The organism is Dyadobacter sp. (assembly GCF_017744695.1).
GTDB lineage: Bacteria > Bacteroidota > Bacteroidia > Cytophagales > Spirosomataceae > Dyadobacter.
In genome coordinates this window covers 112,099-127,148 of sequence record NZ_JAGIAS010000002.1, presented here as the reverse complement: position 1 = coordinate 127,148, position 15,050 = coordinate 112,099, and the positions used below count along the sequence as shown (strand labels likewise).

Here is a 15,050-nt window from a genome sequence, read left to right as displayed (position 1 = left end):
CATGAGTTAATGTGATAGCTGACCACAAATACAGGCTTGTAAAAGCCCAAGATTAGTCAAGGACTACAATTATGTAAGCGCAGATTAATGCTGTGCCACTCTTTGTTGTGGGTTGCAGGCGGCCTGTAAATGGCCGCCATTTTTTTGCCCTGCACTTTTTGCAAATCTCTCGGCCTTTCCCTTTATTTGTCTAGTAAGTTAGTAGAATACTCCTTAACCCGCCCCGTTCCGAACGGTGACACCCCATTTCGTTATGTTCCGAAGTTACCCTAATCTGAGTTATACGGTCCTGATGCTGTTGCTGGCGACGTCGGCGTTGCTGGTATTCCGTAAAAAGAGCCTCGCCGAAGGCACGGCACGTCAGCCGAACGTGATCTATATACTTGCCGACGATCTCGGTTCAGGCGACTTATCCTGCCTTAATTCCAACTCTCAGATCAGTACCCCGAATCTGGATAAACTCGCCTCCAACGGGCTTGTTTTCACGGATGCACATTCGGGCTCGGCCGTGTGTACGCCTACGCGTTACGGGATACTCACGGGCAGGTATGCATTCCGTTCAAGGCTAAAAAAAGGGGTTCTGGGCGGATACTCCCCCATGCTCATTGAAAACGACCGCTTCACCGTAGCCGATCTGATGAAAAAGGCCGGGTACCGGACAGGTGTTGTGGGAAAATGGCACCTGGGCCTCGATTGGGTAAAAACCGATGCCTCTAAAACTATTGATCACGCAGAGTATGATGCCGACTGGACGAGGAACGAGAACCTGGCCCTCGAAAAAGGCGTCACCGCCGGTCCCAATGACCTCGGTTTCGACCACAGCTTCATCATCCCGGCCTCACTGGATATCGCCCCCTATGTTTACCTCCAAAATGGCAAACCGCTCGATCCGCGCATGACCGACATTGCCGGCAACAAAACTCCCCGCGGTGTTTTCTGGCGCGACGGTAAGGGCTCTCAAAGCTTCGACGTCCGGCAAACACTTGACATTTTCGGCCAGGAGGCTAAAAAGTTCATTTCCGAATCAGCCCGAAACCAGTCCAGGCCATTCTTTTTGTACTTGCCGTTATCGAGCCCACATACGCCGTGGCTGCCGTCGGAAGCGCATCAGGGCAGCTCCAAAGCAGGAATTTACGGCGATTTCGTACACCACACCGATGCCGTCGTAGGCACGGTGATGCATTTGCTCGACAGCCTGGGTATTGCAAACAATACGCTGGTTATTTTCACTTCCGACAACGGTGCCGATTGGAAACCCGGTGATCAGGAAACCTACCCGGCCCACCGCGCCAATTACATTTACCGGGGCGAAAAATCGGACATCTGGGAAGGTGGCCATCGCGTTCCGTTCATTCTGCGCTGGCCTGCTGTCGTGAAAAAAGGTGGAAAAAGCGCTCAGACCATTTGCCTTACAGACTTAATGGCCACGCTGGCGTCCATTACCGGCCAAAAGCTCGGCCGGAATGCCGGACAGGACAGTTTCAGCTTCGCCCACCTGTTGCGTAGTGCGGGCGATCGTGCGCCTGTGAGGCCAAGCGTCATTCATCATTCGATCGACGGCATGTTTGCCATCCGCCGCGGCCAATGGAAATTCATAGATGGTAAAGGAAGCGGCGGGTGGTCATCGAAAGGCGAGGCTTCAGACCCGGAGGGACAGCTCTACAATATTGAAAACGATCCGTCGGAAACAACGAATCTGTTTGAAAAGCAACCTGAAATTGCAAAGGAGCTCAAAGCGCTTTTAGAAAAGCAAAAGGCACAAGGTTATACCCGGCCGTTGTAAGAACCAGGGTTATCAATAATCCGGCTTTATTTATGCCGTTAGTTTCTGTTTGCGGGCAAAAATAAAATACAAAATCCCGCCGGCAAGGGGTACGCAAAGAATTACCAGAATCCAGACTATCTTATTCACATCTTTTACAAATTCGCTGCGGATAGCGTCGATCAATGCCCAAAGCGTCAGCAGCATCGGAAGCAGCATAGCGGAGATCAGCATCAATTCGATTTGCCCAAGGCCGAGAAAGGTTAGTATGTTCATATCCCAGGTAGTTATATTCTTTACCAAAATAATATAACTTCGGTTACCAACAAATTAAAACCAAAAATTGACCTAAATTAACCTTGTTAACCTCCAAACTAATCACTGCAATGATCCTTAAAATAATCAATGGAATTCTGATATTGATCGCGGTATTCATGGGCCTCAAACAAGGATGGGCAATGACCAGCGGAAAGCCCGAAATGCTTGAAATGTTCGGCAAATGGGGCTTTACCAAAACCGGCGTGATGATCAACGGAATCGTCACAATAGCCAGCGCATTGTTGATTTTATTTCCAAAAACATTTGTTTGGGGTAATTTTCTGATGGCCGCCACCATCTTAATGATCATTTGCTTTCATTTACTGGAAAAAGATCTGAAAGGCGTGGCCATTGAGCTTCCGTTTCTATTTCTTAACCTGATCATCATTTACCTGCAATATCCATTGGCAAACCGTTAAAACGGCGGCGGGATCTTACGCCACCGTTTTAAACAAACTTAAAAATAGCTCCGCATTGTGTCCATGTATTCTTCTATCGGCAGCGAATGACGCAGTTGCATTAATTGATTGCCTGTTGAACCGATCACATTCCGGAATTGATTGGTTTCCCGCGTCGCGAGACTGTGAATTACATTGACAATCTCCATCGGATCGTCGAGTTGGCTGTCGTCGGCGCCCGCCATAATCGACCGGAGCTTTTCGGTTAACCCATCATAGGCTGTTATTTCCGGATGCGTGTTCCAGACGATACTTTCCTGGAAGTTATTTCCTTTCGACCCGCCCTGTTCGATCAGACGTAATTCGATATTCAGCGGCTTTAATTCGTAGTACAACCCTTCGATCAATCCTTCCAAAGCGAATTTCGACATATTGTAAAGCGAGCCCAGCGGGACCGCCGTGGTAACGCCCATAAACGAGCTGACATTAATGAACATCCCTCCTCCGTTGGCCCGGAAATGCGGCAGGAACGCGCGGATCACATTAATGGGGCCGCGTGTGTTCACCGCAAACTGCCAGTCGATGTCCTCCTCTTTCGCCAGTTCGAGCGCGCCATACGTACCCATGCCCGCATTGTTGAGCACGACATCGATCTTCCCGAATGCCCGGATCGCCTGCTCGGTGGCCGTCTTCACCTGGTCGGGATTGGTCACGTCCAGCCTGAACACCCGGATATTTTCGTACGCGGTCAGCTCTGTTTCCTTTTCCGGCGTACGCATGGTCGCGGCCACGTTCCAGCCGTTTTCAGCGAAATATTTAGCAGTTAATTTACCCAGCCCGCTGCTGGTACCTGTTATGAAAATGGTCTTTTGCTCGTTCATTTTAATTAAGATTTGATTTGAATGAGACAAAATTACCGGCTATTGGTATAACTTTGTAATCAGTATCACAGAGTATACCAACTACGGTTATGGCAAATACAGCGTTAGTCAGGAATCAGACGGAAGAAGTAAAGGCCTTGCAAGACACGATTTACGTGATCGGAGGCAAATGGAAGTTGCCCATTATCAACTCGATATGCAACGGAAACAAGCGGTTCAGGGAAATCGAAAGGAGTATCCCCGGCATCACCACACGCATGCTTTCCAGGGAACTGAAAGAGATGGAAATGAACAAGCTGATCAAGCGCACGGTCTATCCCGACTCTCCGGTGCTCGTAGAATACGAGTCGACGCCCTACTGCAAAACCTTCGCAAACATCATTCTGGCGATGATCGAATGGGGTAAGGAACATAAAAAATACATTCAGGAAGAGGCCTGAAACCCGACAAAAAAGTGCGGCCCACCGTTTGGCGATGGGCCGGTTAAAATCAGGCAATGCTGCGTATCCAGGCTTCCGCCTTTTGAGGGTCCGTAAAAAACCGCTCGTTCTGGCTGCTGTAAAGCGATTCATACTTCTCGATTTTCGTCTCATCCTGGTGGCAATGTGCCGCGGCCACGCACCGAATATTACGCTTATTGGAGAGTACGAGCTTATCGGCATCCTCTTCAAACATGGCGACGTATCCCACTTTCCACCCGTAATCCGCCAATGTGAGGGGCACAATGGTGCGAAAATGCTTGTGGGCGTCCAGGTTCAGGGCGGTAAAGCCATGCAGGTTCACGAATATCCTGAACGTCCCCCCGTCTTCGATCCGGTCGAGCGCTTCGTGGAGCGATTGCTCCCACCGGATCACATCGTCTTTCTCCAAATCGCCGCTGATATGCGTAATGATGAGCCCGCTCGCAGGCTCCCAATCTGTCTTTGCTATTTTTAAATCTGACATTTGAATGTGGCTAACGAATACTAAACTGACGGCATAATCCGCAGCTGCTCACATTTGTTCCACACCGTCGACCAACAACAGTCGTTTATCGACAAAGCGCAGCCTGGTCAGGCAATCCCTCAACATTCAAATGCATTTGCCGCCTTACAATCAAAAATTCAAAAAGAATTCAGAATTCGGTGGTACGTTAGGCGCCCGACACGGTACATTAGCCCAACTGACACGACCTAACAAAACCTAACTAAATGGACATTGCCACTCAAGGAGTTGGAACACCGAGCTCACTGCGCTCAAAATCAGAGTTTTTATCTCGCCCTCTAGTTATTGCGGTGCTGCTGGTCGGGATATCGATGCTGACCCGCATTACGCTGATGCTGAAAGCCGGCAGCGGCGTAGATTACAGCCTCATCAACATGCTCGGCATTTTTGGCATCGGCTTATTTTATGATGTCCTCAATTCCCTGTATTTCCTCATCCCGGTCATGCTGCTCGGCTGGGTAACTCCCTCGAAATACGCCGGTAAACCCGGGTTTAAAATAGCCGCCGGTATTTTGCTGTTCATCCTGGTTTTCCTGCTTTTGCTCAATGCGGTATCCGAATGGGTATTCTGGGATGAATTCGGCTCCCGGTTCAATTTCATCGCCGTCGATTACCTGGTGTATACGCAGGAAGTGGTGGGCAATATCCGCCAGTCTTATCCGGTAGAAACGATCATAGGCATCCTGCTCGTGCTGGCGATTTTGTTGACGGTACTGGTGTCCCGTCTTTCGAACCGGTTCGCTTTCGGTCAAATGCGGTTCGGAAAGCGATCGCTGGTGCTGGGCGTATATTTGCTGATCGTTACGACGGCCTTCATGACGATCGATAACAAGGTCAGACAGTTTAGCCGCAATGTTTTCGTCAACGAGCTGGCCGGCAATGGAATGTACGAGCTCTTCGCGGCTTACCTCAACAACGAGCTGGATTACAACCAGTTCTATATCAAACTGGATGAGCAACAGGCATCGTCCACCATACGCTCGCTGGTAAAAACACCGGAAAGCCGTTTTACCGACCATAAACAATTCTCCATTGAAAGGGATATCGTGAATACTGGCGCCGAGCTGCACAAAAACATCATCCTGATCAGCGTCGAAAGCCTCAGTGCCGACTTCCTGGGAAGTTTCGGGAATACGCAAGGCATCACGCCCTCGCTCGATTCCCTGGCCCGCCAGAGCCTGCTATTTACCAACCTTTACGCGACGGGCACACGCACGGTCCGCGGGCTGGAAGCATTATCGCTATGCACACCACCTACGCCCGGCCAATCGATCGTGCGCCGGCCGCACAATGAAGGCCTGTTTTCGATGGGCAGCGTCCTGCAAAGTAAAGGTTATCAGACCCGCTTCATCTATGGCGGCTATGGATACTTCGATAATATGGGCTATTTCTTTGGCCACAATAGCTATCGCGTAGTCGACAGGACTGCACTCTCCAAAAAGGAGATCGACTATGAAAACATCTGGGGTGTCGCGGACGAGAACCTTTTTGAGCTGGCTACCCGCGAAATCGGCTCTGCGGCGAAGACCGGCAAGCCTGTATTCGCCCACATCATGACCACTTCCAACCACCGCCCTTATACGTATCCCGAAGGAAGAATAGACATCCCCTCGCATACCAGCCGCGAAGGTGCCGTAAAATACACCGACTTCGCGATCGGCCAGTTCATCCACAATGCTCAAAGCCAGCCATGGTTCAAAAACACGTTGTTTATCATTGTGGCCGACCATTGCGCATCCAGCGCCGGCAAAACCGACCTGCCCGTCAACAAATACAAGATCCCATTGATGATGTACGCTCCGGGATTTGTCGAACCGGGTATGATGCCCCGGCTTATGAGTCAGATCGATATCGGGCCGACCGTGTTGGGCCTGCTTAATTTCTCCTATCGCAGCAAGTTCTTCGGATATGATATTTTCAAACTCGAACCCGGCCGCGAACGTGCATTTGTGAGTACCTATCAAAGCCTCGGATACATCAAGCACGATTCGCTCATCGTATTGAAGCCGCAGCGCATTGCGGCGACGTTCACTCCTAACTTTGCCGACGGCTCCACCACGCCCGCCTCACAGAACACGCATTTGCTCGACGAAGCCATTGCGTGGTACCAAAGTGCGAGTTTTCAGTTCAGAAATGGTTTGATGAAAAAATAGTTTGGAACGTCGAAGGTAGATAGGCGCTTTACTTTGGCAGTCGTATACCCACCTATTGAAATCACAGCCATAAAGGCATTTGACCGCTTGGTAACCAATCGGTACTTCTTGCTCGTCAATTTCAATGAGTTAAGATACGCGCATGTATCTTCCTTGCGCCATCCAGAAAGTTTCCTTTTAACACAACTTTCAGTATCTTTACTCATCGAAATGATCGACAGTTTTTTTAACATAGTCTTTCTTGATCAGGCAGCCCGCTTTCTTAAATCACTGGATAAAAAACGGCTGCGAAAATTATCGCAAACATCAAAAAGTCGCGGTTTCATAAAGATCCGGCTCTGTTTAAGAAGCTGAATGCAGATATTTGGGAATTCCGCACGCACTATCAAGGCATCCAATACCGTATGCTAGCTTTTTGGGATAAAACTGACGATTTGAACACACTGGTCATTGCAACGCATGGCTTTCTTAAGAAACAAAGTAAGGTACCCGATTCTGAAATAAGAAAGGCGCAGATTCATCGAAATAGATACTTTTCAGATAAGAAATTGAATTTATGAAGACGTACACGCTTGAAGAGCTTGAAGATGAGATCATCGGTAAAATTGGTACACCGGAGCGTGACCGCTACGAGTACGACCTTCAAATGGAATTAGTCGGGGTGGCAATCAAAGAAATGCGCAAGAAAAGAAAAATCACACAAGAAGCGCTTGGCGAGTTAATAGGCGTTCAAAAATCACAGATTTCAAAACTTGAAAACAACGCCGGAAATGTGACCCTCGACACCCTTCTTCGTGTGTTTGGCGCCTTGCAGGCAAATGTCAAGCTCCAAATAGAGCTGGCATAATTCGTGATAGGTTACACATTAACCTCCCAACATCTTCGCAAAGCAAACACTATTCTCGACGCCTGCATACTGCCCGTAATTCTCGGTCCGGGCGTAGCCGTTCTTTTCGTAGAGTGCGATGGCTTCGGGCTGGCGTTTGCCGGTTTCAAGCACGCATTGGGCATAACCCAGTTCGTGTGCCCAGGTTTCCAGCTCCGAGAGCACGCGGGTCGCGATGCCTTTCTTGCGGCCGTTGGGAGCGACGTACATGCGTTTGACCTCCATCGCCTGGTCGTCGAATGCCTTGATCGCACCGCAGCCGACGGGCAAGCCGTTTTCGTAACAGACCACGGCTTGGCGGATCTTGTCTATTTTATTGAACTGGGCATAAAAACCGTGATCGGCACCGTCACGTTCGGCGAGATCGCGGTCGAGCAGTTGTACCAATGCTTTGAAATCCGGATCGTCGGAGTCGGTTCTCCTTAAAATGATCATTGTAATTCTTCGAGTTCTACCACTTTGGGCGTTTTGGTGAGCCAATGGATAATCAGCCACGCCACAAGATAAGTAAAACCGCAGATTGTAAAAATGATGTTGTAGCCCGCCTGAATGTTGCCGGCCGCTTTGTAGCTGTCGAGCAGGCTGCCGATCAGGATTGGGAAAAGAATACCGCCCACGGCTCCGGCCATTCCACCGATGCCCACTACCGAGCTAACCGCCTGTTTGGGAAAAAGGTCGGACGGCAGCGTAAATACGTTGGTCGCCCACGCCTGGTGCAATGCCACAGCCAGACTGATCAGACCGACGGCCATCCATACACCGCTGGAAAACTGGATCAGTATCACGGATAGTTCGCAAAATGCCAGCCCCAGCAAAACAGTCTTGCGAGCTTTGAGCGTCGGCCAGCCCCGTTTGATAAGCCAGGACGACAGATAGCCGCCACCAATGCTCCCGACGGTCGTTGCCGTGTAAATCAGCATTAGTTCAAAACTCGGTTTTTTAAGGTCCAGATTGAATGTCGAAGCAAAATAGGAAGGCAGCCAGAACAGGAAAAACCAGTAAATCGGGTCGATGAGCCCTTTGCCGGTAATGTAGGCCCAGGTCTGAGGGAAAGTGAAAAGTTTGATCCACTTAACAGGTTGCTTTTCGGCTTCGTTTTCGTCCTGGTCCTGCCCACTGAGAATGTAATGCAGCTCTTCTGAACTCAATCGTTTCTGTTTGCCCGGAATATCATAAAAAACCAACCAGAAAATCAGCCAGACAAAACCGAGCGCCCCCGTGATCCAGAATACCTCCTGCCAGCCGTAATGGCTCAGAATCCAGGGTACGAGGAGCAAGGCGACCACCACGCCTACACTGGTACCGGCATTGAAAAGGCCCGTTGCCAATGCCCGTTCTTTCTTCGGGAACCACTCGGCTACCGTTTTGACTGCCGCAGGATAATTACCAGCCTCTCCCAGGCCCAGGCCTACACGCGCCACCCCGAACCCGAATGCGCTGCGCGCGACCGCATGCAGCATACCCGCAACACTCCAGAAAATAATCGTAAACGAGTACCCGGCCCTGGTACCGATCTTGTCGATCAGCCAGCCGAAAACCAGCAAACCAAGGGCATACGCAGCGGTGAATGCCATGACAATCCGCGCAAAGTCGGTTTCTGTCCAGACGAATTCCTTTTCCAGAATGGGTTTCAGGAGACCGATGATCTGCCTGTCGAGGTAATTAATGGTCGTGGCGAGAAAGAGCAGGACCACGATGATCCAGCGGTAATTCCTGATTTTACCCATTTGCTAAGCGAGTTTTTGTGCGAATTGAAGGAAATGTGCTTTCAGCCCGTCCCAGTTTTTATCCTGGATCAGTTTTTTGTCAAACAGCTGTCCGCCGATTCCCAGCCCGCTAGCCCCGGCTTTCAGGAACGCTTCCATGTTTTCCAGGCTCACGCCGCCGGTAGGCAGAAGTTTCAGCTGGTTCATAGGTGCTTTAACATCTTTAATATAACCCGGGCCCAATGCCGTAGCTGGATAGATTTTCACCATCGACGCGCCCCATGACCATGCCTGGAAGATTTCAGTGGGTGTATAGGCCCCGGGAAATACCGGAACGCCTTTTTTCACACAGGATTTGACTACCTTTTTACTCAAAACCGGCGTCACGATAAACTGTGCACCCGCATCCAGCGCGGCATCCAGATCGTCTTTGGTACAAACAGTACCCGCACCGATATTCAGACCATAATGCTCGTTTTCAAGCGCATAGCGGATAATATCCGTCGCCCCGGGCGTGTTCATGGTAATTTCGACGGTAGTCAGGCCCGCCTCGCGGTAAATAGGAAGGATACGTTTGACGTCTTCCGGCGAAACATTCCGGATAATACCGACCAGCGGTGCTTTGTTGAACAACTCCCACGAAAATGTACGCTCACTCATAAATTTGTTTTATTCAATGTTAAATGTTGGTTCTCAAAAATCCGGATATGTCCGGTGGTAGCCGCGCGGTCCACAATCTCCGAAGGAATGATCGTTGCCCTGCCGGCCAATCCCAGCGCCTCGATCGCGGTTTTGTACAACTGGTACAGGTTATTTCCGCCGCAGAGCACCAGGTGTGCATTCGTTTCCTTCGTCAGATCGCGGATTTCATAGCCAATCAGCAGCCCGCTCAGGAACATTCCGTTTTCCCGCTTATTTAATAAATCAAAAAGCTGGTTGGTTCTTACTGTAAATAATGCGTTTAAAATATTCCCCGACCCCGATTCGCGTATGCCTGAACGGAATGCTTCGGCGGCTTCGGCATCGAAATCGGGCTGGCGGTAATGATCAATGGAGTCTTTCAGAATGCTCTGGTTCGCCATCAGATTGAAAAGCTCACCCGTCATAAAAGTCTTGAAATCAATCAACCGGCCGTCGCGTACGAACATATGCTTGGAGTGCGTACCGGGGAAAATGAATATCGCGTCCCGGCCCGAAAGGTCCATCGCCGCGCCCAGGCCGATCAGCTGCGTCTCTTCTCCGCGCATCACATCGTGGTCGCTTCTCACACCCGAAATCAATGTAACTTCATGCGGAAAACCCGGGTAACCTTCATATTGCTTCATGCCCAGATGCGCCCCGTCCAACGCAAACGGAAGCCGGGCATAAGGTAATTCCTCGATCCCGATCGACGACGAGGCCATTCCCGAAACTACGATCGGCACGTCGGTCATGTCGACGCCGGTTTGTTTAGTCAACGCCTTGATCTGCGTCGAAATAATCGTCCGGTAATACCATCCTCGCGGTATGTGATCCAGCTCTTTCGCTTCCTGCCAGCCGTTGTACACCGCCCCGATCCCGTCGGCTGACGTCACCTCCCCCACCACATCATGATCCTTTACATTGACCAGCCTCAACCGAAATGAGGACGTTCCCCAGTCACAACTTAGCAGGTGTTTATTCATAGTATCTTTTTTGTTCATATTTCTAACCGTCGAATAAAATCGACGGGAACAAGATTGAAATTTCCAGCCGTCGACTTTAGTCGACGGGACAGAAAAAGATTATTAGGGCAATGCGAAAGCGATATAATTGCCGCCGGGTTTCAGACCGTATCTCGTACCTCCGGCGGCGATCGCAATATATTGCTTTCCATCGACCATATAGGTAACGGGAGAAGCAAAACCACCCGCAGGGAGCGGGTATTCCCAAACGACCTTGCCGGTTTGGGTATCGAACGCCCTGAGCTTCTCGTCGTAGGTAGCTGCAATGAAGAGCAGCCCACCGGCGGTTACCAACGGACCACCATGGTTTTCGGTGCCGGTTGGCGGAATGCCCTGTTTCGCCAACTCGGGGTATTCGCCGAGCGGCACTTTCCAGAGGTATTCTCCCGTATTCATGTCAATGGCGTTCAGCATGCCCCAGGGAGGCTTGACAGCCGGGTAGTTATCCGGATCCCGGAACTGTACATTACCATTGTTGACATACGGAGGCTGGTACGGGAAGCTGGCATCGCGCTTCGTTGCGATCGTCGCCGTTTGCACGTGAATGTCGTTCCCGGCGGGTTTGGTTTCGGTTTTCAGCAGGAAATCCACAATAGCCGCGCGGTCTTCCTTCGAAATGTGCTGGAACGACGGCATTCTCCCTCTTCCGGTTTCAAGCAATGGACCGATCTGCTCACGGGTCATACGCTGGCCAATGTCTTTTAAAACCGGGTAAGCCTGGGTGGCGGCAGAAGCAGTAGAAGTTTGGGAATCGGTAGCATGGCATGCCGCACAATTGGTATTAAACAACACCTGACCCCGTGACAATACCTGACTTTTCTCACCACCCTGCACCTCCCTCGCGTCCCTCATTTTGAGCCACCAGAGCATATTATTACCATTGACATACACAATTCCTTCCGGATCGGCTGCGGTACCACCCCACTCCGCGCCGCCGCCGATGCCGTAAAGCAATCCGCCGGTGAGGTCGGGAGGCTGGTTTTTAGGACCTTTGTTACTGGAACGGAAGCGGTCGAGCACATATGCATGCGCCTCGGGCGTACGTGTGGTGATGTCTGCTTCGGTCAATGTCTGATAGGCGAAAGGGGCGGGTTTAACCGGTACCGGCTGCGTCGGCCAGGGCTGATCCCCGGGTAGCGACTTTGCCTGCGGAACAGCGACCTCCTTCACCGGAAAAAGCGGCTTACCAGTATCTCGGTCGAAAAGGAAAATATAGCCATCCTTGGTAGCTTGCGCCACAGCATCGACTATCTTACCATTTCTCCTGACCCTGATCAGGTTGGGCGGGCAAGGAATGTCCCTGTCCCACAGATCGTGATGGACCGTCTGGAAATGCCATATCCGTTTCCCCGTCTCCGCATCGAGCGCGATCACGCAGTTCGCAAACAGGTTGCTGCCCTTTCTCGCCCCTCCATAAAAATCCACCGACGGAGATCCCGTGCCGAGAAATACCATCCCGCGCTTTTCGTCGATCACCATTCCAGCCCAGCAGTTGGCCCCGCCGAGTTTTTTGTACGAATCTTTCGACCAGCTTTCATATCCATACTCACCCGGCAGCGGGATCGTCCGGAACACCCAGGCGACCTTGCCCGTGCGCACATCGAAAGCACGAATGTGACCCGGCAATGCATCGCCGCCTTCCGAAACCGAAGAACCGGTAATCAGAAGGTTTTTGAAAATCACCCCGGGCGTGGTATTGCGGATATTGAACTGGTAAGGGTCGTACCCGTAAGTTGCCTCGTCGCCCAGGCCATCGTGAAAATCGACCTCACCGTTTTTGCCAAAACTTTCAACCAACTGGCCGTTTTCCGCATTCAACGCAAACAATGACGCCCCGGCTGTGAACAAAATACGCTTGTCGTTCCCCTCCGACCAATACACAACCCCACGCATCGGATGAAACCGCGGCCGTTTTCCTTCAAATGGATCGAACTTCCAAAGCTCCTTACCTGTGGCAGCATCGACGGCAAATACCTTCAACTTTGGTGTGGTGCCATACATTACACCATCGATCACGATCGGCTGGCATTGTATATCCATGCCCCGCTCGCCGGGTTTGTTTTCACCAGTGTCGTAGGTCCAGGCGGGTTGCAGGTTCTTCACATTGTCTTTGTTGATCTGGGTTAGTGAAGAATAGCGGTTACCGGCATTATTGCCGCCATACACCGGCCAGTCCGCATCTTTGGTGTCGTCCTGATCCCGGATAGCCGGTACGAGCGCGCACAATGTCGCCGCGATGAATATCAAACATATGATCTGGAAACGGATCGTCATAGTGTTTATCAAGGTATCTGTACTTTAAAAACGGCCCGAAAGTATAGCTGCATAAGTATGCTGTTGTTGTTCTTATTGTTACATGCCTAACGGCATTGTTTAGTTGGTCGAATTGCATTTTTGCTACCAATGCCGCGTCGCTAACGCGACTTGAAATTTCACAAAGAGTGCCGCAGCGCTAAACTACGAAACGCCAGGTCGCGTCGCGACGCAACATTGGTACCAAAACCGGTCCCAAACCAGTTTCGAAAAATCCCGTAGGGATGTAACAACAATCACAACAGCCCCGAATCCTACTGATTCAAATTCGGGTTAATGGACGTATCCGTATAAGGCAGCGGGAACCAGTAATTAGCCTTCACGATCGGCTTGATCGGCTGCAAATCGTCGGCGCTCTTCTTGGCATTGGCTTCCTCCACCCTTTCCAGGCGCACGAGGTCGAACCAGCGGGTACGCTCGCAGGCGAACTCCCACGCACGCTCCTGCACGACTTCATCAGCAAACTGCGCGGCCGTCAGGCCGTCAGCAGGTGCCAGGGCTTTGGTGCCGGCCGCACGTCCGCGCAAACGTACCTTGTTCAACGCGTCATAAGCCGCCTGATCGGGGCCACCCGTTCCGCGGGCTTTGGCTTCGGCGTAGATCGTCAGCACGTGCGGGTAGCGCATCATCACCGAAGGCAGGGAAATGCTCGATGTGACAATGTTGCCTTTGATGTACCATTTCTGGTAATACGGGTGTTTGGTCAAGCTGTTTTGCCAGGGTATTTTGGTAGCGCCCAGCCCGAATTCCGTGCGGAAAGTGGCATCCTTACGCGGCCCTGCCGGGAAATCACGGAAGAAATTGAGCTCGGCAAACATATCGTCCCAGCCGCCTTCCTCACCGGGCATCGTGGTATTGCCGTAAGTCGCATTCGCCGTGCCGCTTCCGCCCAGGTAACCGCTGATCTGGAACACGGCCTCTTTCGTGCCGGACGACGCAGGGTCATTTTCGAAAACCGCTGCGAAAGTCGGCAGCAATTCGAAGCCGTAGGTCGCCGCATTGTCGATCACTTCTTTGGCTTTGACCGCAGCCAGGTCGTATTTGTCCGTTTGTTTCAAGGGCCAACCCGCCATAGTCAGGTATACATCGGCCAGGAATGCTTTGGCAGAACCCTTGTTGGGCCGTCCCGGATCACGTTTCGCATTCGGCAGATTGGTTTCCGCCACTTTCAGATCCGCCACGATCAAGTCATAGATTTCCTGAGGCGTCGATTTTTTGACAGTTAGCAAATCATCGGAATACTCACCGGCCATAATCAAGGGAATATTACCCCAAAAACGCGTGAGCCAGTAATAGGAGAACGCACGGATAAAATGCGCCTCACCCACGATAATGTCGATCGTCGCCTTGGTACCAACTGTTTTCTGGTAATTGTTGATCACATTATTCGCTCCCTGAATGGCCTTGTAGCAGCCATTGTAAACCGCATTCGAGCGCTGGTTGGTTGTCGAAACATTGAACTGGTCGAACTCGCGCCAGTCGGCTTTGTTACTCGCCGGGTGCGTAGTCACGTCGTCCGCACCCAGCACAGCCGCATTGGCCGAAGGGTGCAAAAAGCCGTAAGTCCATTGGTTGGCCAGGCCTTTATATGCGCCGGTCAATGCCGATTCAAGGCCATCCTGCGTCGAAAGTACATTAGGTCCGTACAAAAGCCCCGTCGTATCCTCGTCCAGGTAATCACTGCAACCGGCTCCCGTCAGAAGCAAGCCGCTTAAAAGAAGTATGGTTAGTTTTTTCATCGGTAAAAGTTTTATGATGTGCGATTGGATTGGCTGTAAGCTTTATGCTATAAGCTGTAAGCTTTAAGCTATAAGCTGCGTATGCTCCTGATCGCACAGATTGAATTTTATTTTAACTAAACAAAAAGAATCGCAGTTTATGGCCAAGGCTTTAGGCTGTAAGCTTTAAGCTGCATTTGCTTAGCAATCGCATAGGTTGATTTCGGT

15 protein-coding genes are annotated in these 15,050 nt (G+C 51.0%); 6 read left to right on the top strand and 9 right to left on the bottom strand.

Going from position 1 to position 15,050, the window contains the following annotated elements; translation table 11 throughout:
* Positions 1–253: 253 nt before the first annotated feature.
* Complete coding sequence (locus J7619_RS08120; RefSeq protein WP_291196771.1) at positions 254–1,783, top strand: sulfatase-like hydrolase/transferase; 1,530 nt, start codon at positions 254–256, stop codon at positions 1,781–1,783.
* 30 nt (positions 1,784–1,813) lie between these two features.
* Here J7619_RS08120 and J7619_RS08115 read toward each other — a convergent pair whose 3' ends face one another.
* Complete coding sequence (locus J7619_RS08115) at positions 1,814–2,038, bottom strand: PLD nuclease N-terminal domain-containing protein (protein ID WP_291196769.1); 225 nt, start codon at positions 2,036–2,038, stop codon at positions 1,814–1,816.
* A gap of 110 nt (positions 2,039–2,148) precedes the next feature.
* Between J7619_RS08115 and J7619_RS08110 the strand changes: the two genes are divergently transcribed.
* A complete protein-coding gene (locus J7619_RS08110) occupies positions 2,149–2,499 on the top strand; it encodes a DoxX family protein (protein WP_291196767.1) in 351 nt (116 codons plus the stop codon).
* Between the two features lie 38 nt (positions 2,500–2,537).
* Here the strand turns inward: J7619_RS08110 and J7619_RS08105 are convergent, their stop codons facing one another.
* A complete protein-coding gene (locus J7619_RS08105) occupies positions 2,538–3,359 on the bottom strand; it encodes an SDR family oxidoreductase (protein WP_291196765.1) in 822 nt (273 codons plus the stop codon).
* Positions 3,360–3,448: 89 nt separating this feature from the next.
* On the opposite strand from J7619_RS08105, the gene J7619_RS08100 reads away from it, so the two are divergent.
* On the top strand, positions 3,449–3,799 hold the full coding sequence (locus tag J7619_RS08100) for a helix-turn-helix domain-containing protein (protein ID WP_291196763.1): 351 nt from the start codon (positions 3,449–3,451) through the stop codon (positions 3,797–3,799).
* Between the two features lie 49 nt (positions 3,800–3,848).
* On the opposite strand, the gene J7619_RS08095 is transcribed toward J7619_RS08100, so the two are convergent.
* Positions 3,849–4,304 carry a hypothetical protein gene (locus J7619_RS08095; RefSeq protein ID WP_291196761.1) on the bottom strand — a complete coding sequence of 152 codons (456 nt, stop codon included), beginning with the start codon at positions 4,302–4,304 and terminating at the stop codon, positions 3,849–3,851.
* Positions 4,305–4,549: 245 nt separating this feature from the next.
* Between J7619_RS08095 and J7619_RS08090 the strand changes: the two genes are divergently transcribed.
* From J7619_RS08090 to J7619_RS08080, 3 genes are all read left to right on the top strand, one after another.
* A complete protein-coding gene (locus tag J7619_RS08090; RefSeq protein WP_291196759.1) occupies positions 4,550–6,496 on the top strand; it encodes an LTA synthase family protein in 1,947 nt (648 codons plus the stop codon).
* Between the two features lie 293 nt (positions 6,497–6,789).
* Positions 6,790–7,056, top strand: a complete 267-nt coding sequence (locus tag J7619_RS08085) for a type II toxin-antitoxin system RelE/ParE family toxin (RefSeq protein WP_310589805.1) — start codon at positions 6,790–6,792, stop codon at positions 7,054–7,056.
* Positions 7,053–7,343, top strand: a complete 291-nt coding sequence (locus J7619_RS08080; RefSeq protein ID WP_291196757.1) for a helix-turn-helix domain-containing protein — start codon at positions 7,053–7,055, stop codon at positions 7,341–7,343. The genes J7619_RS08085 and J7619_RS08080 overlap by 4 nt, the downstream gene beginning before the upstream one ends.
* A gap of 18 nt (positions 7,344–7,361) precedes the next feature.
* Here J7619_RS08080 and J7619_RS08075 read toward each other — a convergent pair whose 3' ends face one another.
* From J7619_RS08075 to J7619_RS08050, 6 genes are all read right to left on the bottom strand, one after another.
* Positions 7,362–7,817 (bottom strand): GNAT family N-acetyltransferase, encoded by a 456-nt coding sequence (locus J7619_RS08075; RefSeq protein ID WP_291196755.1) that lies wholly within the window; start codon positions 7,815–7,817, stop codon positions 7,362–7,364.
* A complete protein-coding gene (locus tag J7619_RS08070; RefSeq protein WP_291196753.1) occupies positions 7,814–9,109 on the bottom strand; it encodes an MFS transporter in 1,296 nt (431 codons plus the stop codon). Before J7619_RS08070 ends, J7619_RS08075 begins: the two co-directional genes overlap by 4 nt.
* A gap of 3 nt (positions 9,110–9,112) precedes the next feature.
* On the bottom strand, positions 9,113–9,748 hold the full coding sequence (locus J7619_RS08065) for a bifunctional 4-hydroxy-2-oxoglutarate aldolase/2-dehydro-3-deoxy-phosphogluconate aldolase (RefSeq protein WP_291196751.1): 636 nt from the start codon (positions 9,746–9,748) through the stop codon (positions 9,113–9,115).
* On the bottom strand, positions 9,745–10,752 hold the full coding sequence (locus J7619_RS08060) for a 2-dehydro-3-deoxygalactonokinase (protein WP_291196749.1): 1,008 nt from the start codon (positions 10,750–10,752) through the stop codon (positions 9,745–9,747). The genes J7619_RS08065 and J7619_RS08060 overlap by 4 nt, the downstream gene beginning before the upstream one ends.
* Positions 10,753–10,854: 102 nt before the next feature.
* A complete protein-coding gene (locus J7619_RS08055; RefSeq protein WP_291196747.1) occupies positions 10,855–13,065 on the bottom strand; it encodes a PQQ-binding-like beta-propeller repeat protein in 2,211 nt (736 codons plus the stop codon).
* Between the two features lie 293 nt (positions 13,066–13,358).
* Positions 13,359–14,843, bottom strand: a complete 1,485-nt coding sequence (locus J7619_RS08050) for a RagB/SusD family nutrient uptake outer membrane protein (RefSeq protein WP_291196745.1) — start codon at positions 14,841–14,843, stop codon at positions 13,359–13,361.
* Positions 14,844–15,050 lie beyond the last annotated feature (207 nt).

Bases quoted from the DNA above. Each gene is read 5' to 3' on its own strand.
- J7619_RS08120 (WP_291196771.1), top strand. From the start codon at position 254: ATGTTCCGAAGTTACCCTAATCTGAGTTATACGGTCCTGATGCTGTTG.
- J7619_RS08115 (WP_291196769.1), bottom strand. From the start codon at position 2,038: ATGAACATACTAACCTTTCTCGGCCTTGGGCAAATCGAATTGATGCTG.
- J7619_RS08110 (WP_291196767.1), top strand. From the start codon at position 2,149: ATGATCCTTAAAATAATCAATGGAATTCTGATATTGATCGCGGTATTC.
- J7619_RS08105 (WP_291196765.1), bottom strand. From the start codon at position 3,359: ATGAACGAGCAAAAGACCATTTTCATAACAGGTACCAGCAGCGGGCTG.
- J7619_RS08100 (WP_291196763.1), top strand. From the start codon at position 3,449: ATGGCAAATACAGCGTTAGTCAGGAATCAGACGGAAGAAGTAAAGGCC.
- J7619_RS08095 (WP_291196761.1), bottom strand. From the start codon at position 4,304: ATGTCAGATTTAAAAATAGCAAAGACAGATTGGGAGCCTGCGAGCGGG.
- J7619_RS08090 (WP_291196759.1), top strand. From the start codon at position 4,550: ATGGACATTGCCACTCAAGGAGTTGGAACACCGAGCTCACTGCGCTCA.
- J7619_RS08080 (WP_291196757.1), top strand. From the start codon at position 7,053: ATGAAGACGTACACGCTTGAAGAGCTTGAAGATGAGATCATCGGTAAA.
- J7619_RS08075 (WP_291196755.1), bottom strand. From the start codon at position 7,817: ATGATCATTTTAAGGAGAACCGACTCCGACGATCCGGATTTCAAAGCA.
- J7619_RS08070 (WP_291196753.1), bottom strand. From the start codon at position 9,109: ATGGGTAAAATCAGGAATTACCGCTGGATCATCGTGGTCCTGCTCTTT.
- J7619_RS08065 (WP_291196751.1), bottom strand. From the start codon at position 9,748: ATGAGTGAGCGTACATTTTCGTGGGAGTTGTTCAACAAAGCACCGCTG.
- J7619_RS08060 (WP_291196749.1), bottom strand. From the start codon at position 10,752: ATGAATAAACACCTGCTAAGTTGTGACTGGGGAACGTCCTCATTTCGG.
- J7619_RS08055 (WP_291196747.1), bottom strand. From the start codon at position 13,065: ATGACGATCCGTTTCCAGATCATATGTTTGATATTCATCGCGGCGACA.
- J7619_RS08050 (WP_291196745.1), bottom strand. From the start codon at position 14,843: ATGAAAAAACTAACCATACTTCTTTTAAGCGGCTTGCTTCTGACGGGA.